At 61.5% G+C, this 22,740-nt stretch carries 17 protein-coding genes; 10 read left to right on the forward strand and 7 right to left on the reverse strand.

Features of this window, described 5'->3' with window-relative positions; translation table 11 throughout:
* The first annotated feature begins 175 nt into the window (after nt 1–175).
* Nucleotides 176–901 carry a hypothetical protein gene (locus tag ENJ19_11135; GenBank protein ID HHM06274.1) on the forward strand — a complete coding sequence of 242 codons (726 nt, stop codon included), beginning with the start codon at nt 176–178 and terminating at the stop codon, nt 899–901.
* A 293-nt stretch (nt 902–1,194) separates the two neighbouring features.
* Nucleotides 1,195–2,250 (forward strand): AI-2E family transporter, encoded by a 1,056-nt coding sequence (locus ENJ19_11140; GenBank protein ID HHM06275.1) that lies wholly within the window; start codon nt 1,195–1,197, stop codon nt 2,248–2,250.
* Between the two features lie 20 nt (nt 2,251–2,270).
* On the opposite strand, the gene ENJ19_11145 is transcribed toward ENJ19_11140, so the two are convergent.
* A complete protein-coding gene (locus ENJ19_11145) occupies nt 2,271–3,668 on the reverse strand; it encodes a PhoH family protein (protein HHM06276.1) in 1,398 nt (465 codons plus the stop codon).
* Between the two features lie 211 nt (nt 3,669–3,879).
* The gene (locus ENJ19_11150; GenBank protein ID HHM06277.1) at nt 3,880–4,347 is read right to left on the reverse strand and encodes a peroxiredoxin; all 468 of its coding nucleotides are present in this window, start codon (nt 4,345–4,347) and stop codon (nt 3,880–3,882) included.
* Between the two features lie 351 nt (nt 4,348–4,698).
* On the opposite strand from ENJ19_11150, the gene ENJ19_11155 reads away from it, so the two are divergent.
* The 6 genes from ENJ19_11155 to ENJ19_11180 all read left to right on the forward strand — a co-directional run bounded on the left by ENJ19_11155 (nt 4,699) and on the right by ENJ19_11180 (nt 12,441).
* A complete protein-coding gene (locus tag ENJ19_11155) occupies nt 4,699–5,574 on the forward strand; it encodes a 4-hydroxy-tetrahydrodipicolinate synthase (GenBank protein ID HHM06278.1) in 876 nt (291 codons plus the stop codon).
* Nucleotides 5,546–6,196, forward strand: a complete 651-nt coding sequence (gene bamC, locus ENJ19_11160) for an outer membrane protein assembly factor BamC (GenBank protein HHM06279.1) — start codon at nt 5,546–5,548, stop codon at nt 6,194–6,196. The genes ENJ19_11155 and bamC overlap by 29 nt, the downstream gene beginning before the upstream one ends.
* Nucleotides 6,197–6,216: 20 nt before the next feature.
* Nucleotides 6,217–6,978: an MBL fold metallo-hydrolase gene (locus ENJ19_11165; protein ID HHM06280.1), complete on the forward strand. Its 762-nt coding sequence runs from the start codon at nt 6,217–6,219 to the stop codon at nt 6,976–6,978.
* A gap of 49 nt (nt 6,979–7,027) precedes the next feature.
* Nucleotides 7,028–7,741, forward strand: coding sequence for a phosphoribosylaminoimidazolesuccinocarboxamide synthase (locus tag ENJ19_11170; GenBank protein HHM06281.1), 714 nt, complete (start codon nt 7,028–7,030; stop codon nt 7,739–7,741).
* Complete coding sequence (locus tag ENJ19_11175) at nt 7,741–8,451, forward strand: S-adenosylmethionine-binding protein (protein ID HHM06282.1); 711 nt, start codon at nt 7,741–7,743, stop codon at nt 8,449–8,451. Before ENJ19_11170 ends, ENJ19_11175 begins: the two co-directional genes overlap by 1 nt.
* Before the next feature lie 96 nt (nt 8,452–8,547).
* A complete protein-coding gene (locus ENJ19_11180) occupies nt 8,548–12,441 on the forward strand; it encodes a phosphoribosylformylglycinamidine synthase (GenBank protein HHM06283.1) in 3,894 nt (1,297 codons plus the stop codon).
* A 277-nt stretch (nt 12,442–12,718) separates the two neighbouring features.
* Here the strand turns inward: ENJ19_11180 and ENJ19_11185 are convergent, their stop codons facing one another.
* Nucleotides 12,719–13,780 carry a hypothetical protein gene (locus tag ENJ19_11185; protein HHM06284.1) on the reverse strand — a complete coding sequence of 354 codons (1,062 nt, stop codon included), beginning with the start codon at nt 13,778–13,780 and terminating at the stop codon, nt 12,719–12,721.
* Nucleotides 13,781–13,865: 85 nt separating this feature from the next.
* On the opposite strand from ENJ19_11185, the gene msrP reads away from it, so the two are divergent.
* Together msrP and ENJ19_11195 are read left to right on the forward strand one after the other, a co-directional pair.
* Nucleotides 13,866–14,810 (forward strand): protein-methionine-sulfoxide reductase catalytic subunit MsrP, encoded by a 945-nt coding sequence (gene msrP / locus ENJ19_11190; protein HHM06285.1) that lies wholly within the window; start codon nt 13,866–13,868, stop codon nt 14,808–14,810.
* A 73-nt stretch (nt 14,811–14,883) separates the two neighbouring features.
* Entirely contained in the window at nt 14,884–15,504 is a 621-nt protein-coding gene (locus ENJ19_11195) for a sulfoxide reductase heme-binding subunit YedZ (GenBank protein HHM06286.1), read from the forward strand.
* Here ENJ19_11195 and ENJ19_11200 read toward each other — a convergent pair.
* The 4 genes from ENJ19_11200 to ENJ19_11215 all read right to left on the reverse strand — a co-directional run bounded on the left by ENJ19_11200 (nt 15,501) and on the right by ENJ19_11215 (nt 22,732).
* Entirely contained in the window at nt 15,501–17,876 is a 2,376-nt protein-coding gene (locus tag ENJ19_11200; protein HHM06287.1) for a hypothetical protein, read from the reverse strand. The two genes, ENJ19_11195 and ENJ19_11200, sit on opposite strands and share 4 nt — an antisense overlap.
* Before the next feature lie 147 nt (nt 17,877–18,023).
* Nucleotides 18,024–19,517, reverse strand: a complete 1,494-nt coding sequence (locus tag ENJ19_11205) for a SpoVR family protein (protein HHM06288.1) — start codon at nt 19,515–19,517, stop codon at nt 18,024–18,026.
* Nucleotides 19,514–20,785 carry a YeaH/YhbH family protein gene (locus tag ENJ19_11210; protein ID HHM06289.1) on the reverse strand — a complete coding sequence of 424 codons (1,272 nt, stop codon included), beginning with the start codon at nt 20,783–20,785 and terminating at the stop codon, nt 19,514–19,516. The genes ENJ19_11205 and ENJ19_11210 overlap by 4 nt, the downstream gene beginning before the upstream one ends.
* A 24-nt stretch (nt 20,786–20,809) precedes the next feature.
* Nucleotides 20,810–22,732: a PrkA family serine protein kinase gene (locus ENJ19_11215; GenBank protein HHM06290.1), complete on the reverse strand. Its 1,923-nt coding sequence runs from the start codon at nt 22,730–22,732 to the stop codon at nt 20,810–20,812.
* Nucleotides 22,733–22,740 lie beyond the last annotated feature (8 nt).

Raw genomic sequence — 22,740 nt, forward strand, 5'->3', positions numbered from 1 at the left:
AAGGCCTACTTTGATCGTTTGGGGCTGGTGTCGCTGCTCGATACGGTGCGACGACTCCAGTGTGTCTCATGAACCGCCGGATGCGGAACCGCACGTCCGGTGGTGTGAGAGGACGGCGGGGGTGACCCCGCCTCCTACTCGATTGAGGGCCCTGAAAAGGGGGGCGGGGTGCCGGATGATCGTTTTTTATACTGATTTCGGCGGCGGGCCGTATCTCGGGCAGATGGAGGCCGCGGTTTATCGCGCCGGTTCCGGGCTTACGGTGGTGAATCTGCTTTCCCGGGCGCCTCGCTTCCGTCCCAAGCTGGCCGCTTATCTGCTTGCCGCCTATCCCGGCGAGTTTCCGGCGGGCACGGTGTTTGTCTGCGTGGTGGACCCCGGTGTGGGGCAGCCGGAGCGGGGGGCCGTGGTCTTGTGGGCGGATGAGCGCTGGTTTGTTGGTCCCGACAACGGTTTGTTTGATGTGTTGGTGGCGCGTGCCGGCAGGGTCCGTTGTTGGGACATTGATTGGCGCCGTTTTGCCCCTTCCGCCAGTTTCCACGGCCGCGACGTGTTCGCGCCTATCGCCGCCGTCCTGGCCCGGGGCGGCAGTCCCCCCGGGAAGGAGCGGGCGCCCACTACCCGCGTGGGAACGGTCTGGCCGGAGGACTTGCCGGAGGTTGTGTTCATTGATGACTACGGCAATGCCATGACCGGTGTGCGGGCCTGCGTTCTGGATGAGGGAGGCCGGGTCATGGTGGGCGGGCGGGTCTTGCCGCGGGCGCGCACCTTCAGCGACATGCCGCCGGGCCAGGCTTTTTGGTATTCCAATTCCGTGGGTCTGGTGGAACTGGCAGTGAACCAGGGACGCGCCGATGAGCTGTTGGGCCTGTCTTTGGGCCACCCGGTGACTTTGCAATAGCGCATAGTGGGAGACGGGTTGACGGTGTTGTCCCGCCCCGCTGCGGCGCGTATCCGCTTCAGCCACCTGTTCTCCACACCGGCCTGCAGCATGCCGCAGTGATCGTGTTCCGGCTATCTCCCGCGCCTTTCCATCGCGTGGGAGGCGGTGGCGGTCATTATTGGTTATCATTGCGCTTGGTGCGCACAGCCGCCAAGCCCGAAGGAACTGCCTCTTTTATGGCGAATGGAGACAGAAAAAAACATGCCAGGGCCGGGGTGGCCGATGGTCATGTCCGGAGTACGCCCTATCCGATGAGCGGAATCATCAACCGCTGGATCAAGAAGTATTTTTCCGACCCGGAAGCGGTGATCCTGGCCGTGCTGTTGGTGTTGGGGTTCGCCATCGTTATTTTCCTGGGCGATATTCTGATGCCGGTGTTGGCCAGCCTGGTGATTGCCTACATGCTCGAAGGCAGCGTCAAGGCGCTGGAAAAACGCGGGGCGCCGCGGATCGTCGCGGTGAGTGTGGTCTTTAGCGGTTTCGTCACCTCGCTGGTGCTGATTCTGTTCGTGCTCATCCCGCTGGTATCCAGCCAGTTGACCCAGCTGGTGCAGGAACTGCCCAATATGGTGGCCAAGGGACAGCAGGCCTTGTTGCAACTGCCCGAGCTGTATCCCCGCTTTATCACTGAAGCCCAGGTGAAGGAGGCCATGGCGGGGATCAAGTCCGGTGTGGCCGATGTGGGGCAGGCCATGCTGTCGATGTCCCTGACCACCCTGACGGGCCTGTTCACCTTGCTGGTTTATCTCATTTTGGTGCCGGTGCTGGTGTTTTTCTTCCTCAAGGACAAGGGTCCCATGGTGAGCTGGTTGTCCGGCATGCTGCCCCGGGAACGCGCCCTGGCCACCCGGGTGTGGCGGGAAATGGACCAGCAGATCGGCAACTACATCCGCGGCAAAATCGTTGAGATTCTCATCGTCGGTGTGGTCACGGGGGTGGTGTTTGCGCTGATGGGGCTGCGCTACTCGATGCTGTTGGGGGTGTTGGTCGGCCTGTCGGTGATCATTCCCTACATTGGCGCGGTGGTGGTCACGTTTCCGGTGGTGATCATTGCGTTCTTCCAGTGGGGCTGGGGGGCGGATTTCACCTACGTGCTTGTGGCCTATTTCATCATCCAGGCCGTGGACGGCAACGTGCTGGTGCCCTGGCTGTTTTCGGAGGCGGTCAATCTTCACCCCGTGGCGATCATCGTCGCCATACTCATCTTCGGCGGTTTCTGGGGCTTTTGGGGCGTGTTTTTTGCCATTCCGCTGGCGACGCTGGTCAAAGCCGTGCTCAACGCCTGGCCCCGCTCGGTGGAGGAGTAGGGGGGTGTCCCCGGTGTGGGTTACAAAATGTCGCTGGCGTAGTCCGCCAGGCGGGAGCGCTCGCCGCTCAGCAGGGTGATGTGTGAGGCATGATCCCAGGTCTTGAATCGGTCGACGACGTAAGTCAGGCCTGAGGTGGTTTCCGTCAAATAGGGCGTGTCAATCTGCCCCACGTTACCCAGCACCACCATCTTTGTTCCCGGTCCGGCGCGGGTGATCAGGGCCTTCATTTGCTTGGACGTGAGGTTTTGCGCCTCGTCGATGATCACGTACTTGTTCAGGAACGTGCGGCCGCGCATAAAGTTCATGGCGTGAATTTTAATCCGGTTGCGCAGCAGATCATTGGTGGCCGCCCGCCCCCAGCTGCCGCCGTCAGTATTGGACAGCACTTCCAGATTGTCCATCAGGGCGCCCATCCACGGCGCCATCTTCTCTTCCTCGGTGCCGGGCAGAAAGCCGATGTCTTCACCCATGGGTACCGTGGCCCGGGTCATGATGATTTCCTGATAGCGGCGTTCGTCCAGCACCTGCGCCAGTCCTGCGGCCAGGGTGAGCAGGGTTTTGCCCGTGCCGGCGTTGCCCAGCAGGGTGACGATGTCGATGTCCGGGTCCATCAGCACATTGAGAGCAAAATTTTGTTCCCGGTTGCGGGCGTTGATGCCCCAAACACTGTGATGGCTTTTGCGGTAGTTGTCCAACAGTTCCAAGGTGGCCGTGCCGGCGTCGAGGCGCCGGGCGATGGCTTCGAAGCCATCAGCCCGGCCGTCGTGTACCAGCATATTGGGATGCCAGGTGTCCACATCCGGGCCGCTCAGTGTGTAATAAGTGCGGCCGTTGTCCTGCCAGGATTTCAGCCGTTTACCGCTGCGCTCCCAAAAGCCTTCGGCCAGCCGCGCCTGGCCCGTGGCCAGCAGCGACAAGTCATCCAACACTTTGTCGTTGCGGTAATCCTCCGCCTGAATGCCCAGTGCTGCCGCTTTGATCCGCAGGTTGATGTCTTTGGACACCAGCACCACAGCCCGGTCCGGCAGCCGCGTTTGCAGGGCGAGCACGGTGGCCAGAATTGTGTTGTCCGGCACATTGCCCGGCAAGTCCCGCGGCAGGTCGTACCTTAGGGTGCGGGTCTGAAAATAGAGCTTTCCGCCGCTGCCGTTGTCACCCAGCGGGGGCAGCGCCAGCCCCTGTTCTATGGCCTCGCGGGAGACATTGCGTATGCGTTCCTCCAGAAAGCGGCTGGCCTGGCGGGCGTTGCGCGCCACTTCGGAATGACCGCGCTTATTGTTGTCCAGCTCCTCCAGGACCATCATGGGGAGGAAAATATCGTGCTCTTTAAAGCGAAACAAACAGCTCGGATCGTGCATCAGCACATTGGTGTCCAGCACAATCAGGCGTTTGTTTGCGTTGCCGTCTATGGCCATGATGTTTCATTGCCGGGCGGCGCCTGGCCGCCGTGTCAGTGATGGGTAAAGGCGGGTTTGTCATGCACAGAGAGGGACGGTGCATCGCCGGGCTGGCGGTCAGGCCAGCCGTAAACCGTGGCAGACAGCGTCAGGCCGAAGCAGCACCGCCTGCCCTCTCACCCCCGCCGGGGGAAGGGGTGGAGTACCACCGGGGTAGCGCCGTTGCGGGTCAGAGGGCTTTGACCGCATCCAGCACGCTTTGGGCATGACCGTCCACTTTGACCTTGCGCCATTCCTGCCGCAGCACGCCCTCGGCGTCGATCAGAAAAGTGCTGCGCTCGATGCCCCGCACTTGTTTGCCGTACATGTTTTTCATTTTGATGACATCGAACATCTGACACAGCGTTTCCTCGGTGTCAGACAGCAGTTCAAAAGGAAAGTCCTGTTTCGCTTTGAAGTTTTCGTGTGATTTGAGGCTGTCGCGGGAGACGCCGAACACCATGGTGTTCGCTCGTTTAAATTGTTCGTGCAGGGCGCGGAAGTCCTGGCCCTCCCGGGTACAGCCCGGGGTGCTGTCCTTGGGGTAAAAATACAGCACCACGTTCTTTCCCTTCAGTTCAGAAAGCGTGACGTCCCGGTCTCCCGTCGCCGGCACGGTAAAATCGGGCACGGCCTGTCCCACTGTCACAGTGCTCATGGATGCTCCCAGTTCAAACCGGGGATTAATAATACGCCGTTTCCGCGGGCCCATAAATACAGTTTGTGCGGTCGGAGCCCGGCGGGCGGGTCCGGTGGGTCGAAAGGGTGTTGCAGTTCCTCTCCGCGGTTCTGACACTGTGTGCAGTGACGCAGAAAAATTCCGGTTTTTCAGTCGGCTGTTCCAGCGTCCGCCTTGTCAGAACGAGACCGCGCAAGTACCATCCCCTAACAGATTTCACGGCGCGCTGAGTGCCCCCGGTTGTAAGCTGCCCGGTCTGACCCCGGACCGTGGCGCGGGGTGTGGGGGGCCGCCCGCGGCTCTCCAGTGACCCATCGATGGAGGTGTTCCATGTTTCACGGCAGCATGGTGGCTTTGGTGACACCCATGAAGGCCGACGACAGTCTGGATTTCGAGGCGCTGGAGCGTCTGCTGGCCTGGCATATCGAACAGGGCACTGACGCGGTGGTGGCCGTGGGCACCACCGGCGAATCCGCCACCCTGGATGAAAAAGAGCATTGCCGGGTGATCCGGGAGGTGGTGCGCATGGTGGCCGGACGCATCCCGGTGATTGCCGGCACAGGAGCCAATTCCACCCGCGAGGCCATCAGCCTGACCCGTTGCGCTCTGGAAGGGGGGGCGGATGCCTGCCTGCTGGTGACGCCTTACTACAACAAGCCGACCCAGGAGGGGCTCTACCGCCACTATCTGGCCGTGGCTGAGGCGGTGCCCATTCCCCAGATCCTTTACAACGTTCCCGGCCGCACTGCCGTGGATATGCTGCCGGAGACGGTGGAGCGCCTGTCCCACGTTCCCAATATCGTCGGCATCAAAGAAGCCACGGGCAGCCTGGAGCGGGCCCGCGCCGTGTTGGAACGCTGCGGCGGGCGGTTGGATCTGTACAGCGGTGATGACGCCATCGCCCGGGAGATGATCCTGGCTGGTGCCAAGGGGGTGATTTCCGTCAGTGCCAATCTCGCCCCCCGGGCCATGCATGAGATGTGCGCCGCTGCCCTGGCCGGGGACCGGTCCCGGGCCGAGGCCCTGGACCGGTCCCTTGGCGGTCTGCACCAGGGCTTGTTTGTGGAGTCCAACCCCATTCCCGTCAAATGGGCGCTGGCGGAGCTGGGCAGGATCGCGCCGGGTATCCGCCTGCCCCTCACGCCGCTGTCCGAGACGTGTCACGACACTGTCCGCGATGCCATGCGTCGGGCGGGCGTCCTATAAACATCCAGAAAGTCCCCTTTTGATTATGCTTCGAGTCCTGTTGGTTCTGTGTTGTGCGCTGGCGGCAGCCGTGTCCTTGAATGCGTGCAGCAACAAAGAAGATGACCTCTACCTCAAAGCCAAGCCCCTGCCGCCCCTGGAAGTGCCACCGGATTTGGTCTCGCCCCGCAGCGACCCCGATCTCGCCGTGCCCCGCGTCGCCGCGGCGGGCGTCCCCGGCGCGCCCCCCGCAGCGTCTGTTCAGCGCGATGGCAGCCGCCGCTGGCTGGTCGCCGTCGGCGCGTCGGCGGAGATCTTGTCCCGCCTGAAAGCCTTTTTGGAACAATCAGGCTGGACCGTGGAGCGTTTCGACCGGGTGGAAGGCATTGTTACCACCGCCTGGCGGCCGGCGTCGGACCCGGCCCTGCGCACGATCCGGCGCCACCGTTTGCGGTGGCTGGTGGAAGCGGGACGGGTGGCAGACACCAGCGAGATTTATCTCGTCCATGAGAGTTTGCAGCGGGAAGCGGGTGCCTCAGAGGAGGCGTGGCGGGCGGGTGAGTCTGATCCCCTGCTCGAAGCCCAGTGGCTGGACCGGTTCAAAACTTATCTGTCCGGCAGTCCGGCATTCCCCGGCCGCTGAGTGGCGGTGGCGCCTGAATCGTGCGTTTTGCGGTGCTGGGCAGTGGCAGCCGGGGCAACGGCCTGGTGATCGAAGCGGGTGGCACCTGTTTGCTGGTGGACTGCGGCTTCAGTGTTCAGGAGTTGGGCCGGCGCCTGGCGCAAGTGGGCAGATGTCTGGGGGACTTGAGCGCGGTGCTGGTCACCCACGAACATGGGGATCACGTCCAGGGCGTTGCCGCCCTGGCCCGTCAGCGCGGTCTGCCGGTGTGGCTTACCGCCGGCACGGCGCGCCACAAAGGCTTGGCCGACGTGCCGGACCGGAGGCTGTTCCACTGTCACCAGGATTTCGCCATCGGTGATCTGCAGATTCAGCCCTTCCCCGTGCCTCACGACGCTGCGGAGCCCGGCCAGTGCGTGTTCGGCGATGGCCGGGTGCGGCTTGGCCTGTTGACCGACTGCGGCAGTGTGACGCCCCATGTGGAACAGTGTCTCGATGGTGTGGATGCCCTGGTGCTGGAGTGCAATTACGAGCCGGTGTTGCTGGAGGGAGGGGATTATCCCCCCGCGCTGAAGCGGCGGGTGGGTGGCAGCTACGGCCATCTGAGCAACGCCCAGGCGGCGGCGTTGCTCGGTCGCATCGACACCAGTTGCCTGCAGCATGTGCTGGCCGCTCACCTGAGTGAAAAGAACAACACGCCCGGCCTGGCCCGGGCGGCCCTGGCGGATGCCCTGGGTGCGATGCCGGGTGATGTTGCTGTAGCCACCCAAGACCAGGTCCTGCCCTGGCGCGAAATAACATGACGGGCGCTCCGGCGCGGCCGCCACCACCATGAGACAACGAGGACCCGCCATGGAAATCCGCCAGGAACTCTATTCCGGCAAAGCCAAATCAATCTTCAAAACCGCTGACCCGGATTATCTGGTCATGCGCTTTCGCGACGACACCTCTGCCTTCAACGGTGAGAAGGTGGCCCAGCTCGACCGCAAGGGCATGGTCAACAACCTGTTCAACGCCCACATCATGACCCGGCTCCGGGAGGCGGGTATTCCCACCCATTTCGAACGGCTGTTGTCCGACACCGACGCGCTGGTAAAGAAACTGGACATGATTCCGCTCGAATGTGTGGTGCGCAATATCACTGCCGGCAGCCTGTGCCGCCGTCTGGGAGTGGCCGAAGGGGTGGAGTTGCAGCCCCCCGTGTTCGAGTTCTTTCTCAAGAACGATGCCCTGCACGACCCCATGGTCAACGATTACCATATCCTCGCCTTCAACTGGGCGAGCGAAGACGAAATCACCGCCATGAAGCGCCTTACCTTCCGGGTGAACGACGTGCTCAAGCAGCTCTTTCTCGATGCCGGCATGTTACTGGTGGACTACAAACTGGAGTTCGGCCGCTTCCACGGCGGCATGGTGCTGGGCGACGAATTCAGTCCCGACGGCTGCCGCCTGTGGGACGCCGAAACCCGCACCAGGCTGGACAAAGACCGTTTTCGCCAGGGGCTCGGCAATGTGGTGGAAGCCTACGAAGAGGCGGCGCGGCGCTTGGGGATCAGGCTGCCGTGATGGTGGTGGACAGCGGCGCAGTCTCGGCAAAGGCTGGCCCCAAGGCAGAGCCTGATCCCGCCGGCGATCTTTTGGCTAAAGTAGAGGGAAGGTACGCGACGATATTGGCCGATCCCCCGTGGCAGTTTCAAAACCGGACCGGGAAGATGGCGCCGGAACACAGGCGGTTGCTACGGTATCCGACGATGACACTGAAAGAGATTCTGGCGCTTCCGGTCGCCACAGTGGCCGCGGCAAAGTCACATCTGTATCTGTGGGTGCCCAACGCCTTGTTGCAAGAAGGTCTCAAGGTCATGGCGGCGTGGGGGTTTGCATACAAGTCCAACCTGGTTTGGTACAAGATCCGGAAAGACGGCGGTCCCGACGGGCGCGGCGTCGGCTTTTATTTTCGCAACGTCACCGAACTTATATTATTCGGTGTGCGCGGCAGCCTGCGCACCCTGCAACCGGGCCGGACCCAGGTGAACATGCTGGTGACGCAAAAGCGTGAGCATTCCCGCAAGCCCGACGAAATCTACGATGTCATCGAGTCCTGTTCGCCGGGTCCCTACCTGGAGTTGTTCGCGCGCTTTCACCGGGACGGTTGGGGGCAATGGGGCAATGAAGATGTGGAGGAAAACTCGCACTACGGAGTGGCCAAACGCAAGGGTCACCTGGATTCACAGCTTCGCTTGTTGGAAACGCCGGGCGGATACGGCAGAAAGCGTTGAAGACCCGTCGGCGCGCCACAGCCGTGAAGCACGACAACGGAATGTCAACGACGGGCAGCATTAGAAAACACCATTGCCATGGCCAGGGAGATTGACATGTTGAGTTTGCGCGGCTCGGCCGCTTTGTCGTCGTTTCGCCGAAAGAAGCTGCTCGCCGCGGTGCAGGAGCGGGTGCCCGCGGTCACGAGTGTATACGCTGAATACGTGCACTTCGTCGAGCTGGAACAGCGCCTGAGCGATGATGAGCGCGCGGTATTGGCGCAGGTGCTTAGCTATGGCGACGGGCCGCCCATGGCGCAGGCCCCGGCGGGGGAGTTGCTGCTGGTCACCCCGCGTCTGGGCACAGTCTCCCCCTGGTCCAGCAAAGCCACCGACATCGTCCGCCGCTGCGGCCTGGCCAAGGTGGCGCGGGTGGAGCGGGGCGTGGCCTATTACTTCAGCGCCGCGGCCTCTTTGGATGCTGAGTATGCCGCCTTGGCTGCACTGGTGCACGATCCCATGACCGAAAGCGTGCTCCGCGAGCTGGATGAGGCGGAAGATCTGTTCGCCGCTGCCGAGCCCGCGCCCCTGCAAACGGTGGACGTGCTCGGTGGCGGCCGCGAGGCGCTGGCGACAGCGGACAAGGAACTGGGCCTGGCGCTGAGCGAGGACGAGCTGGATTATCTGCTGGACGGTTTTACCGCTCTGGGCCGCAATCCCACTGACGTGGAATTGATGATGTTCGCCCAGGCCAATTCCGAACACTGCCGCCACAAAATTTTCAACGCCGGCTGGCGCATCGACGGGCGCGAGCAAAGCCACTCTCTGTTTGACATGATCCGCAACACCCACGACCACTGGCCCGACGGGGTGCTCTCGGCCTATCGTGACAATGCCGCCGTGCTGGCCGGGCCGCGGGCCGAACGCTTTTTCCCCGATCCCGGGACGGGGGAATATCAGCACGTGCGGGAAGATGCCCATCTGTGCATCAAAGTGGAGACCCACAACCACCCCACCGCCATTTCCCCTTTTCCCGGCGCGGCCACCGGTGCGGGCGGCGAGATCCGCGACGAAGGGGCCACCGGCCGGGGCGCCAAGCCCAAAGCGGGTCTGTGCGGCTTTTCCGTATCGAATCTGCGCATTCCCGGCTTCGAGCAGGCCTGGGAGCCGGACTACGGCAAACCGGCCCGCATTGCCTCGGCGCTTGACATCATGCTGGAAGGCCCCGTCGGTGCGGCGGCGTTTAACAATGAATTCGGCCGCCCCAATCTGTGCGGCTATTTCCGCACCTTCGAAGCAAAAGTGCCTGGCCCCGAAGGTGCAGCGCTGCGCGGTTACCACAAACCCATCATGTTGGCGGGGGGCGTGGGTGCCATCCGGCCCCAGCTGGTGGACAAGCTCCCCCTGCCGCCGGGGGCGCAGCTGGTGGTGCTGGGTGGGCCGGCCATGCTGATCGGTCTGGGTGGCGGTGCGGCCTCGTCTGTGGCCAGCGGTGCCGGCAACGCGGCGCTGGATTTCGCCTCCGTGCAACGGGGCAACCCGGAAATGCAGCGCCGCGCCCAGGAAGTCATCGACCGCTGCTGGCAGCTGGGCGAAGACAATCCCATCGTCAGCATTCACGATGTGGGTGCCGGTGGCCTGTCCAATGCCCTGCCCGAGCTGGTGCACGACAGCGGTCGGGGCGCCACCATCGAGTTGCGCGCCATCCCGTCCGACGATCCGGGCATGTCGCCGCTGCAAATCTGGTGCAACGAGGCGCAAGAGCGCTACGTGATGGCCGTGTCCGCCGAGGCCATGGCGCAGTTTCAGGCCATTTGCGAACGGGAGCGCTGCCCCTTTGCCGTGGTGGGGGAGGTTACCGAAGAGCAACAACTGCTGGTGGGCGACAGCGAGTTTAACAACACGCCGGTGGATATGCCGCTGCCCATGCTGCTGGGCAAGCCGCCAAAAATGTTTCGCGATGTGCGCCACCGCACCTACGCCAAACCCGAGCTGGACCGCGCGCTCATCGACGTGAACGAGGCGGCCGGGCGCGTGCTGCGCCTGCCCGGCTGTGGCTCAAAAAGCTTTCTGATCACCATTGGCGACCGCAGTGTCACCGGCTTGGTGGCGCGCGACCAGATGGTGGGCCCCTGGCAGGTGCCGGTGGCAGACTGCGCCGTGACGGTGGGTTGTTTCACCGAATACGGCGGTGAGGCCATGGCCGTGGGTGAGCGCACCCCGGCGGCCTTGCTGCAACATGCCGCTGCGGCGCGTCTGGCGGTGGGCGAGGCCATCACCAACATCGCCGCCAGCCGCATCGACTACATCGGCGACATCAAACTCTCCGCCAACTGGATGGCCGCCGCCGGCTACCCCGGCGAAGATGCGGGCCTGTTTGATGCCGTCAAAGCCGTGGGCATGGAACTGTGTCCCGCCCTGGATATCGCCATTCCTGTGGGCAAAGATTCACTGTCCATGCGCACCGTGTGGGAGCAGGACGGCGAACAGCGGGACATGGCCGCGCCGCTGTCGCTGATTGTCAGCGCTTTCGCCCCGGTGGAAGATGTGCGCCAGACCCTCACTCCGGAGTTACGCAGGGACGAGGGCGATACCGATCTGATTTTAATCGACCTGGGCAAAGGCCAGAACCGTTTGGGCGCCTCCGCCCTGGCGCAGGTCTATGGCCAGCTGGGCCACCATGCCGCCGACCTGGATGACCCCCAGGCCATGCGGCATTTCTTCGATGCCATTCAAAGCCTGAACGATGACGGTGTGATTTTGGCTTATCACGACCGTTCCGATGGCGGCTTGTTCGTCACCCTGTGTGAAATGGCCTTCGCCGGTCACACTGGCATCACCGTGACCCTGGACGATCTGGGCGACGACCCGCTGGCGGCCCTGTTCGCCGAAGAGCTGGGCGCTGTGCTGCAAGTGCGCCATTGCGATACTGAGACGGTGCTGGCCGTGCTCAGGGAAGAAGGCCTGGGGCGGCACAGCCACGTGATCGGCAGTTTGAATGATGACGACCGCATCGTCTTCAATTACGAACAACGCGAATGGCTGGCGGAACAGCGGGTGACCTGGCAGCGGGCCTGGGCCGAGACCAGCTACCGCATGCAGGCGCTGCGCGACAATCCTGCCTGCGCCGGGCAGGAGTACGACCGGTTGCTGGACGCCGGCGATCCGGGCTTGAACGTCAGACTCAGCTTTGATGTGGACGACGACGTGGCGGCGCCCTTTGTGAACACGGGCGTCCGCCCGAAAGTGGCCGTGCTCAGAGAGCAGGGTGTCAACGGCCAGGTGGAAATGGCGGCGGCCTTCGACCGCGCTGGCTTCACCGCCGTGGACGTGCATATGAGCGATCTTTTGGCGCGGCGCGTGTCTCTGCAAGACTTCCAGGTTCTGGCCGCCTGTGGCGGTTTTTCTTTTGGCGACGTGCTGGGGGCGGGCGGCGGCTGGGCCAAATCCATTCTGTTCCACAGCCCCGTGCGCGACGCTTTCGCCGACTACTTCACCCGCGGCGACACGCTGAGCCTGGGCGTGTGCAACGGCTGTCAAATGATGGCCCAGCTCAAGGACCTCATCCCTGGCGCCGGACACTGGCCCCGCTTTCAACGCAACCTCTCTGAACAATTCGAAGCCCGCGTGGCCTTGGTGGAAGTGCAGGATTCGCCCTCGGTGTTGCTGCGCGGCATGGCCGGCTCCCGCATCCCCATCGCCGTGGCCCACGGTGAAGGCCGGGCCGAGTTTGCCCATGCCAATGGCGCCGAGCAGGCCCTGGCCGCCGGCCTGGTCAGCCTGGCCTACGTTGACAACCGTGGCCAGACCACTGAAGCCTACCCTGCCAACCCCAACGGCTCCCCCCGCGGCATCGCCGGTCTCACCACCGCCGACGGCCGTGCCACCATCATGATGCCTCACCCCGAACGCGTCTTCCGCACCGTGCAAAACAGCTGGTATCCCAAAGACTGGGGCGAAGACGGGCCGTGGTTGCGCCTGTTCAGGAATGCGCGGGTGGCGTTGGGCTGATTCGCCCCAGGTGCCGGCTTGCGGCGCCTGCCGGGCTTCAATGTCTTTGACAGGGGGTCGGTAAATCCCCCGCCTTGAGGCGGCATGCTTGCTTTTTACCCCCTCTCCCCTTGAGGGGAGAGGGACGGATGTGAAGTGGGGACATGCTCCGGGGTTGAAACTGAAACCCTCACCTTTGGCCTCTCCCGGTCTTGGGAGAGGGGACGCCCGGCCGCACGGCCGGTCCATCCGGCTTATTGCCGTAACATGAGCCACCGGCCCCAGGCCGGTGGAGTATTCACAGCCCGTCCTCGCTGGTCCTGAGCCACGGATGGCTGTACCAGTAGTACCGCCCCGCTTCCTTTGAAGGTGCGATGCAATTGTAGCGGCTGCGGCCCACGGGCAGGGGTCCGGGCGCTTCGGTTTGAAAACGCGGGGGGGTGCGGCTGATCCATTGCACTTCGATCCGGCCCTGCTTGCCGGCGTAGCAGTCGATGATGTCTTGCGCCGGCATAAGCTTGCCGTCCAGGGTGACGGTAAGGGCGGGGCGTTTGGCGAGAGTGACCGGCTCCCAGGGGGAGACCTCCACCACAGGCAGGGCCAGGCTGCTGGCTTTTACCAGAAACTGATTCAGGTCCGGGTATTCGTCGGACAGGGGAAAACGCGGCAGGGCGCGGGGGTCGCTGTGGGGGCCGATGGCGCCGGAATGCTGACCGAAGCCGATGAGGCCCAGTTCGTCCACCAGGTCTGCCAGGGCCTGACTGTATTCGCCGAAGGGGTAGGCAAACAGGGGCGGTGTGGGGCCCAGTTCTTTTTCCAGTCGGTCCTGCGCCCGCAGGATGTTGCGCCGTGCCCGTTGCAGCCAGGCGCGCACGCTTTCTCCCGCCCGTGGCAGGGCCAGGCTGGCGTGGGTGGTGGAGTGGTTGGCGAAGCTGGCACCGTGGGCCTGCATGTCCCGCAATTCGTCCCAGCTCATGTAGCCCTTGCGTTGCTCGTCGATGTAGTCGGTGGCGACGAAGACGGTGAAGGGCAGCTGGCGTTCCCGCAGCAGGGGGTAGGCCACGCGGTAGACGGAAATGTGGGCATCGTCGATGGTGATGGCGACGGTTTTGTCGGGAATGGCTTCATCCTGCGACCAACGCTCAATCAGCTCGGGCAGGGCGACGATGTGGAAACCTTCCCGGATCAACAAGTCCAATTCCCGGGCGAACAGCTCCGAACTGATGTGGGTGGCGCGGTAGCGGGGCTCGTCGAAATGATGATAGGCCAGCACCACGGCATGGCCGGCCGCCAGCACCGGGCCGAAGGCCAGGGCCAGACCGCCGCCGAGCAGTATCTGTCTGAGGAGTGTCTGCATCATGGGAGGGGCAAGTATAGCCGTTTCCTTTCGGCTGATGTGATGCCAATACCGGTTCGCGCAGTGGACCCGCTACACGAGAATGACCATGTTAATCAAGCGTAAAAAGTCCTGGGATATCCCCGAGTCGGATGTCACCGAGCACGCGGATTATCTATCCCGCCGGCGTTTCATTCAACAGGCGGGAGTGGGGCTGGCGTCCGCCACCGGCCTGGTGAGCTTGGAGGCGGCGGCCGGTACGAAGCTGGCTGGCGTCAAGTCTGGTTCCTACACGGTGGATGAGGAATTGACACCTTATTCCGCCGCCACCAGTTATAACAATTTCTACGAATTCGGCACCGACAAGGAAGACCCGGCCCGCCTGGCCGGCAGCCTGAAACCGCGTCCCTGGACGGTGAGTGTGGAAGGGGAGGTGGAAAAGCCCGGCGTTGTGGATGTGGATGAGCTTATCCGGCCCCACGCTTTGGAAGAGCGCATTTACCGGCTGCGTTGCGTGGAGGCCTGGTCCATGGTGATTCCCTGGCTGGGCTTTCCCCTGGGCGATGTGCTGAAGCGCTTTCAACCCACCTCGCGGGCGAAGTTTGTGGTATTTGAAACCCTGTTTGATCCTGAGCAGTTTCCCGGTCAACGGCGCCGGATTCTGAACTGGCCCTACGTGGAAGGCTTGCGCATGGACGAGGCCATGCACCCCTTGGCCATATTGGCTGTGGGCATGTACGGTGAGGTGCTGCCGAACCAAAACGGCGCGCCATTGCGTTTGGTGGTGCCGTGGAAATACGGTTTCAAAAGCATCAAGTCCATTGTCAAAATCCGCCTCAGCGAGCAGATGCCCACCACGGCGTGGATGGCGGCTTCCCCGAAGGAGTACGGATTTTACGCCAATGTGAATCCGAAAGTGGATCACCCCCGCTGGAGTCAGGCCAGAGAACGCCGGATTGGGGATTTCTTCAAGCGGCCCACCCTGATGTTTAACGGCTATTGGGAGGAGGTGGGGGCGATGTATGCCCGCATGGATTTGAAAGTGTTTTTCTGATGTGGGGCGGGCTGTGCCCGCCGTTTCCCATTTGCTGATATCTGGCGGGCGCAGCCCGCCCTGTGTTTTGACGATGAACGAAACGCAAGTGATACGTTGGGCGCTGAAACCCGTATTGTTTGTGCTGTGTCTGGTGCCGGTCCTGCTGTTGGCCTGGCGCGCCTGGCAGGGCAGCTTGGGTGCCAATCCGGTCGAGACCCTGAGTCACGAGACCGGCGCCTGGGCTTTGCGCATGTTGCTGCTGACACTGACCGTGACCCCCCTGCGCCGTTTGACCGGCTGGCAGCCGCTCATCCGGTTTCGTCGTATGTTGGGTTTGTCCGCTTTTTTTTATGCCTGTCTGCATATCACCGTTTATCTGGTCTTCGATCAGTTTTTCGACTGGGATGAAATCGTCAAAGATATCGTCAAGCGGCCTTACGTCACCGTGGGTTTCACTGCCTTTGTGCTGCTACTGCCTTTGGCCGTCACCTCCACCAAAGGCATGATGCGGCGTCTGGGCCGCCGCTGGGCCCGCCTGCATCAACTGGTGTATGTGGCGGCCACCGCGGGTGTGCTGCACTTTCTGTGGCTGGTGAAGGCTGACGTGCGCGATCCTTTGTATTACGCGGTGGCTTTGCTGGTGTTGTTGCTGTTCCGCGTCTGGTGGGCGCGGCGGGGGGCGGCGGCAGTGGCGGCGCCGGGCCGGGCCTAGTCCGTGCAGGCCGCGCGCACTTGTGCGAGGTCGGTTTGGCCCTGCAGCAGTTTTTCTATGCCGTCCTGCTTCAAGGTTTTCATTCCTCCCTGCCGCGCGAGGGTGATCAGGGCTTGGTTTGTGGCACCGTCCAACAAGGCCTGACGCAACGGCGCCGTCATTTCCAACAGTTCATGCAGGGGCAGTCGTCCCGAATAGCCGCTATGATGACAACGCGGACAGGCGCGGCGCCGATAGAGGGTGAAAGCCCCGTTCATGTCGGCGTAGTGCTCGGTCCAGTGGGCGACGATGCTTTCGTGCACCGTGGGATTGTGCGCACCGTCTCTGGGTGCGGATTCCGCGTGGTACTCCGCCGCCAGCGCGATCAGTTCGTCCTTGGCCGGGTGGTAGCGTTCCTTGCAGTGGGTGCACAGGCGGCGCGCCAGCCGCTGCCCCAAAACACCCCGCAAACCCTCGGCCAGGGCATAGGCCGGCGCACCCAGATGCAACAAGGTGGTCAGGGCGTCCGCCGCCCGGGGGGACAGGGTGCTGGCCAGGGCCAGTCTGCCGCCCAGGACGAATTCCATCATGGCCTGGGTGGTGGCCGCATCGGTGACGGTGGGCAGGAAAGCGGCGTCGGCATCAGCGCTGGCCAGTTGTTTGAGCTGGGTGGTCGCGTTGAACGCATGAGCGTCGGCGCGCAGTTGGCGGGTGTTGGGGGGCGGGGCAAAGGGGTGTTCCCCCACCATCCAGGCCTTGCGGGTGTCACCATTGATGTGTTCGAACAGCGCGCGCAAAGTGGTGGACTTGCCCTGGCCCCTGGGACCCGTGACCAGGATCAATCCGCTGCGGTTGTCGCTGAGCTTGATCAGGCGCTGCAGGTGTTCGTCGCTCAGATCCAAATGCTCGAAGCCGTCCTGTGACGCGTCGGGCAGGCAATGGAGCACATAGTCTTCCCTGCCGTCGACGCAGGGCAGATAGTGGAGCGGCAACGTGCGGGTCTGTCCGCCTAAATCCAGCGTGAGTTCTCCCCGCTGCGGCACATGCGCAAGGGCTTGGGGAAAACGGCTTTGGGTTTTGAGTTGGGCGAGGAAGGCGGTCTGCTGGCTGGCGGTGATGTTGCCCCGGTGTTCCAGCCGCTCGGCGATGCGAAAGGAGACATTGATGCCGCGGTTATGTCCCTGGCATTCGAAGTGAATATAGCTCGCGCCCTCGCCCGCCGCCCGGCTGATGAAGTCCATGATTTCGGGCGCCCTGGTCTTGCTGCGCAGTTTGGGGCCGGGCGCCCGGGTCTGGCGGGCAGCCTGTGCTTTTTGCTTGGGTTCCAGATGATCGCGGTTGTACTGGTCGATGGCCCAGAGTATGTCCTCGCGGCCCGCCATGACGGGCTCGATGATTTGTCCCGTTTGCTTGTGCAGGGCATCGATCACTTCACCCTTAGTGGGGTCATCCATGGCCACGACGAGTTTGGAACCGAAGCGGTGCACGGGCAAAACGGTGTGGCAGCGGGCGTAGCTGGAGCCGATGGACTTGGCGGCCACATAGTCCACCGGAAATTCGCGCAGATTGACATAGGGCACGCCGTATTTGGAGGCCAGGCTTTTTTGAATGTCCTCTGCCGTCACCAGACCCCGGGCCACCAGCAGCTCGCCCAGGGGTTTGCGCCGCTGTTGTTTTTGTTGCGCCAGGGCATTGTCGAGTTCAGCTCGCTCGATCATGCGCTCTTCCACCAGTATTTCGCCGAGCTGCATGTGCGGCATGCGCTCCTGGCGTTTGACCGCCCGCTCCAGGGCGGCGGGGCTGATAATGGCGTTGCGCGTCAATACATCGCCCAGGGACTCGGACCTTTTTTCCTGTTGTTCCAGCAGGACCATGGCCACGTCCCTCTCGCTGAGGATACGGTCTTTGACCAGTTGCTGGCCCAGTTGCTTGCCGATGCGGTGGCGGGCGATGGCCCCGTTGGGGACGAACAAGTGGGTATAGCGCTTGCCTTCCAGCACGGGGAACAAATGAATGCCGTGGCGGCCGTTGCGGAAGCCGAAGGTGCTGCCGTCTATGGTGCTGTGATCGTTGAATTCAATTTCGAATTCCAGCGGCTCGGTGGTCACTTTGACCCCTTTTGAAGGCGATAGCAGGCTGTCTTCGTCGGGCAGCCACAGCCGCGGCTCGGGCGCGTGCATCAGCCGGATCTCATGCATACCCAGCGTTTTTGTGCTGTCTTGGGTTTTGCCGCTGACCTCGATCTGACCTTCGTCCGCATCGAAGCTTTGCAAGGCGCCGATGAGTTTGCGCCCGTCGCTGAGTTCCAGGACGACGCGTTCATCTTTGGTGATCACCGTCTCGGGGCGGACGGCGCACAGCGGGGGAACAGGCAGATCGATTTCGCTATTCATACCGACAAACCGTTGATTCCCGGGCGGCCTGCAATTTTAAGGATCCATGGGGTGACAGGGCGCAGGGAAGCTTGCTGTGGCCGCTCCCCTGGCGCTATAGCTCTTATCGGAAAGGTTCGCAAAAACTTTCGATATGAAAGTGTGACGCTATTGGACTTTTTCGCACTGGTGGGTGATTTCGACGCCGCTGTCGCCATAGACAGATTCCAGCTTCACCGTGAAGCCCCAAAGCCGCGCCAAGTGTTTCATGACTTCGTCGCTGTCGTCCGCAAGCGGCTGCCGGTTGTGCTGTACGTGGCGTACGGTGAGGGCGCGGTCGCCGCGCAAATTTACGTTGTAAACCTGCAGGTTGGGCTCCCGCACGCTGAGATTGTACTGCTGCGCCAGTACACTGCGCACATGGCGGTAGCCCGCCTCGTCGTGGATCGCGGAGATTTCCAGTTCGCTGTCGCAGTCGTCGTCCAGCACGCTGAAAAGCTTGAAGTCCCGGATGAGTCTGGGGGAGAGATACTGGGAAATGAAGCTTTCATCCTTGAAGTTGCGCATGGCAAAATCCAGGGTTTCAAGCCAGTTGCTGCCGGCAATGTCGGGGAACCAGCGGCGGTCTTCTTCGGTAGGGTGCTCGCAAATGCGACGGATGTCACAAAACATGGCGAAGCCGAGGGCGTAAGGGTTGATGCCTGAATAGAAGGGACTGTTGTAGGGGGGTTGGTAGATGACGTTGGTGTGTGTTTTGAGCAACTCAATCATGAAACCGTCGGCCACCAAGCCTTTGTCATAAAGCGAGTTCAAGATGGTGTAATGCCAGAATGTGGCCCAGCCCTCGTTCATGACCTGGGTTTGCCGCTGGGGATAGAAGTACTGCGCGATCTTGCGCACGATGCGCACCAGCTCGCGTTGCCAGGGTTCCAGCAGGGGTGCATTCTTTTCGATGAAATAGAGGATGTTTTCCTGGGGTTCGCTGGGGAAGCGGCCGTGGCTTTGTTCGATTTCCGCATCGACGGGTTTGGGGATGGTCCGCCACAGGTCATTGATCTGGGATTGCAAATAGGCTTCCCGGTCTTTTTGGCGGGCGCGTTCTTCCTGGATGGACAGGCGGGGTGGACGCTTGTAGCGGTCGACACCGTAATTCATCAGGGCGTGACAGGAGTCCAGGATCAGCTCGACTTCCTCCTCGCCGTGGCGGCGTTCACACTCCATCACGTAGTTTTTTGCGAACACCAGGTAGTCGATGATGGAGTCGGGGCAGGTCCAGGTACGGAACAGGTAATTGCCTTTGAAAAAGGAGTTGTGGCCGTAAGACGCGTGCGCCATGACCAGGGCCTGCATGGCCATGGAATTTTCCTCCATCAGATAGGCAATGCAGGGATTGGAGTTGATCACAATTTCATAGGCCAGGCCCATGTGGCCGCGCTTGTAGCGTTGCTCCACCCCCAGAAACTGTTTGCCGAAGGACCAGTGGTGATAGCCTACGGGCATGCCTACCGAGGAATAGGCGTCCATCATCTGCTCGGCGCTGATGATTTCAATCTGGTTGGGATAAGTGTCCAGCCCGTATTCTTCGGCGCTGCGGCGGATCACCTCCTCGTAGCGCTGCAGCAGTTCATAGGACCACTCTGAGGTGTAGGGCAGTTGGCTCATGCCTGCAGGCCTTTCTTTTTGAACAGTTTGCGAAAGACCGGAAAGATGTCAGCAGCACCTGCGATGCGCTGCATGGCGAAATTGGGGCAACTTTGCTTGATGCGCAGGAACTCGCGCCACAGGCCGCGGGGTGTGTCGTCGGCGATTTCGATGTAAGCGTAGTATTGCACCTTGGGCATGATGCGGTTGATCAGCAGCTCGCGGCACAGGGGGGAGTCGTCACTCCAGTTGTCGCCGTCGGACGCCTGCGCGGCGTAGATGTTCCATTCGGTGGGCGGATAGCGCTCATCGATGATGTTCTGCATGAGCTTCAAGGCGCTGGAGACCACGGTGCCGCCGGTTTCCCTGGAATAAAAGAACTCGTTCTCGTCTACTTCCTTGGCGACGGTGTGGTGGCGAATAAACACCAAGTCTATGCTCTCGTAGGTGCCGGTCAAAAAGAAATACAGCAATGTAAAAAACCGCTTGGCCAGGTCTTTTTTGGCCTGATCCATGGAACCGGACACATCCATGAGACAAAACATGACGGCCTGGCTGGAGGGTTCTGTCTGGGTGATGCGGTTGCGGTAGCGCAGATCGAAATTGTCGATGAAGGGCACTGCGCGCAGGCGGGCCTTGATGCTTTTGATCTGCTCCAGCAAGGCCTGCACTTGCGGATCGTCTTCGTTGTGAAACTGGCGCAGTTGTGCCAGTTCCTGCTCGGCTTCGCGCAGGCGGCTTTTGTGGGGGCTTTGCAAGGCGATGCGCCGGCTCAGTGCGCCTTTCAGCGACCGGACCACGTCGATGTTGGCGGGGACGCCGTCGGTAGTGTAACCGGCGCGCACTTTTTTGTACTTGACCAGCTTGGCGAGCTGGGTTTTTACCAGGTCGGGCAGCTCAAGGTCGTCAAAGAACAGGTCCAGAAATTCTTCGCGGGAGATTTGAAAAGCGAAATCGTCCAGGCCTTCGCCTTGCTTGCTGGCCTTGCCACTGCCGGATCCGCCACCCCCGCCCAGGGGGCGGGGGAGACGGTCTCCGGTGACGAAGTCAGTGTTGCCGGGGTGTACCGCCTCCCGGCGTCCGCCGGGGCCGTGATGAAAGGTGGGCTCGCTAATGTCTTTGGCGGGAATGTTGACCTTCTCGCCCCGGTCCAGATCAGTGATGCTGCGCCCGGAGACGGCGTCCGCCACGGCTTTTTTGATCTGGCTTTTGAAACGCCGGATAAACTTATGACGGTTTACCGCGCTTTTGTTTTTGCCGTTGGGCCGTCTGTCGATGAACTGCGACACTGCATCACCACCGTTTGTCTGTGATCACGATGTTTTGCGGGTGCGCAAATGCCACTCGCACAGCAGGCGCACCTGCTTGGGGGTATAGCCTTTTTGCACCATGCGGTTGACGAATTCCTCGTGCTTTTTCTTGTCCTCGCTGGAGGACTTGGCGCTGAAGGAAATCACCGGCAGAAGATCTTCGGTGGTGGAGAACATTTTTTTCTCGATGACTTCGCGCAGTTTTTCGTAACTGGTCCAGGCGGGGTTTTTCCCGGCATTGTTGGCCCGGGCGCGGAGCACGAAGTTGACGATCTCGTTGCGGAAGTCTTTCGGGTTGCTGATGCCCGCCGGCTTCTCTATTTTTTCCAGCTCTTCGTTGAGCGCCGCGCGGTCCAGGTATTCGCCAGTGTCCGGGTCGCGGTATTCCTGGTCCTGAATCCAGTAGTCAGCGTAGGTCACGTAACGGTCGAAAATGTTCTGACCGAATTCCGAATAGGACTCCAGATACGCCGTCTGGATTTCCTTGCCGATGAATTCCGCGTAGCGCGGTGCCAGGTAGCCTTTCAGGAAAGTGAGATATTTTTCCTTCACCTCCGGTGGAAATTGTTCCTGTTCAATCTGCTGCTCCAGAATGTAGAGCAGGTGCACCGGGTTGGCAGCGATCTCGGAATGGTCGTAGTTGAATATCTTCGACAGTATTTTGAAGGCAAAGCGGGTGGACAGGCCGCTCATGCCTTCGTCCGGGCCGGCGTAGTCGCGGTATTCCTGATAGGACTTCGCTTTGGGGTCGATGTCTTTCAGGTTCTCACCGTCGTAGACCCGCATTTTTGAATAAATACTGGAGTTTTCCGGTTCTTTGAGGCGTGACAAAACTGCGAACTGGGACATCATTTCCAAAGTGCCCGGTGCGCAGGGCGCTTGCGACAAAGAGCTGTTGGCGAGCAGCTTTTTGTAAATGCTCACTTCATCGCTCATGCGCAGGCAGTAAGGCACTTTGACGATGAAGATGCGGTCCAAAAAAGCTTCGTTGTTTTTGTTGTTGCGGAAGGACTGCCACTCCGATTCGTTGGAGTGCGCCAGCACGATGCCATCGAAAGGAATGGCAGGGAAGCCTTCGGTGCCCTTGTAATTACCCTCTTGGGTGGCGGTGAGCAGGGGATGCAGCACCTTCAGCGGGGCTTTGAACATTTCCACGAATTCCAGCAGGCCCTGGTTGGCCAGGCACAGGCCGCCGGAATAGCTGTAGGCGTCCGGGTCGTCCTGGGAATAGTGTTCCAGCTTGCGGATGTCCACCTTGCCCACCAGGCTGGATATGTCCTGGTTGTTTTCATCGCCGGGTTCGGTTTTGGCGATGCCGGTCTGGCGAAGCTGGGAGGGCATGAGCCGGACGACTTTGAACCGGCTGATGTCACCGTTGTATTCATGCAGACGTTTTACCGCCCAGGGCGACATGATTTTGCCCAGGTAACGCTGGGGAATGCCGTAGTCTTCTTCCAGGATGCGGCCGTCTTCGGCGCGGGAGAACAGGCCCAAAGGGGATTCGTTCACCGGCGAGCCTTTGATGGCGTAGAAGGGCACGCCCTCCATCAGGGATTTGAGCTTCTCCGCCAGGGACGATTTGCCGCCGCCGGGTGGCCCCAACAGGTAGAGGATTTGTTTTTTCTCCTCCAGGCCCTGGGCGGCATGGCGGAAGAAGGAGACGATCTGCTCGATGGTCTCTTCCATGCCGTAAAAATCGCGAAAGGCCGGATAGATTTTGATGACCTTGTTGGCGAAGATGCGGCTTAAGCGAGGGTCTTTGCTGGTGTCCACCAGTTCGGGTTCGCCGATGGCGGTCAGCATGCGTTCGGCGGCTGTGGCGTAGGCGCTGGGGTCGTTTTTGCAGATCTCCAGATAGTCATGGAGACTCAGTTCTTCTTCCCGGGATGATTCGTAGCGCGACCGGTAGCTGTCAAAAATACTCATTGTCATTA

It is taken from the genome of Gammaproteobacteria bacterium (genome assembly GCA_011375345.1).
GTDB lineage: Bacteria > Pseudomonadota > Gammaproteobacteria > DRLM01 > DRLM01 > DRLM01.

Coding starts and splice junctions, on each gene's coding strand:
- ENJ19_11215 (HHM06290.1), bottom strand. CDS start 22,732: ATGAGTATTTTTGACAGCTACCGGTCGCGCTACGAATCATCCCGGGAA.
- ENJ19_11150 (HHM06277.1), bottom strand. CDS start 4,347: ATGAGCACTGTGACAGTGGGACAGGCCGTGCCCGATTTTACCGTGCCG.
- bamC (HHM06279.1), top strand. CDS start 5,546: ATGCCATGCGTCGGGCGGGCGTCCTATAAACATCCAGAAAGTCCCCTT.
- ENJ19_11135 (HHM06274.1), top strand. CDS start 176: ATGATCGTTTTTTATACTGATTTCGGCGGCGGGCCGTATCTCGGGCAG.
- ENJ19_11200 (HHM06287.1), bottom strand. CDS start 17,876: ATGAATAGCGAAATCGATCTGCCTGTTCCCCCGCTGTGCGCCGTCCGC.
- ENJ19_11175 (HHM06282.1), top strand. CDS start 7,741: ATGGTGGTGGACAGCGGCGCAGTCTCGGCAAAGGCTGGCCCCAAGGCA.
- ENJ19_11155 (HHM06278.1), top strand. CDS start 4,699: ATGTTTCACGGCAGCATGGTGGCTTTGGTGACACCCATGAAGGCCGAC.
- msrP (HHM06285.1), top strand. CDS start 13,866: ATGTTAATCAAGCGTAAAAAGTCCTGGGATATCCCCGAGTCGGATGTC.
- ENJ19_11145 (HHM06276.1), bottom strand. CDS start 3,668: ATGGCCATAGACGGCAACGCAAACAAACGCCTGATTGTGCTGGACACC.
- ENJ19_11180 (HHM06283.1), top strand. CDS start 8,548: ATGTTGAGTTTGCGCGGCTCGGCCGCTTTGTCGTCGTTTCGCCGAAAG.
- ENJ19_11140 (HHM06275.1), top strand. CDS start 1,195: ATGAGCGGAATCATCAACCGCTGGATCAAGAAGTATTTTTCCGACCCG.
- ENJ19_11185 (HHM06284.1), bottom strand. CDS start 13,780: ATGATGCAGACACTCCTCAGACAGATACTGCTCGGCGGCGGTCTGGCC.
- ENJ19_11195 (HHM06286.1), top strand. CDS start 14,884: ATGAACGAAACGCAAGTGATACGTTGGGCGCTGAAACCCGTATTGTTT.
- ENJ19_11205 (HHM06288.1), bottom strand. CDS start 19,517: ATGAGCCAACTGCCCTACACCTCAGAGTGGTCCTATGAACTGCTGCAG.
- ENJ19_11170 (HHM06281.1), top strand. CDS start 7,028: ATGGAAATCCGCCAGGAACTCTATTCCGGCAAAGCCAAATCAATCTTC.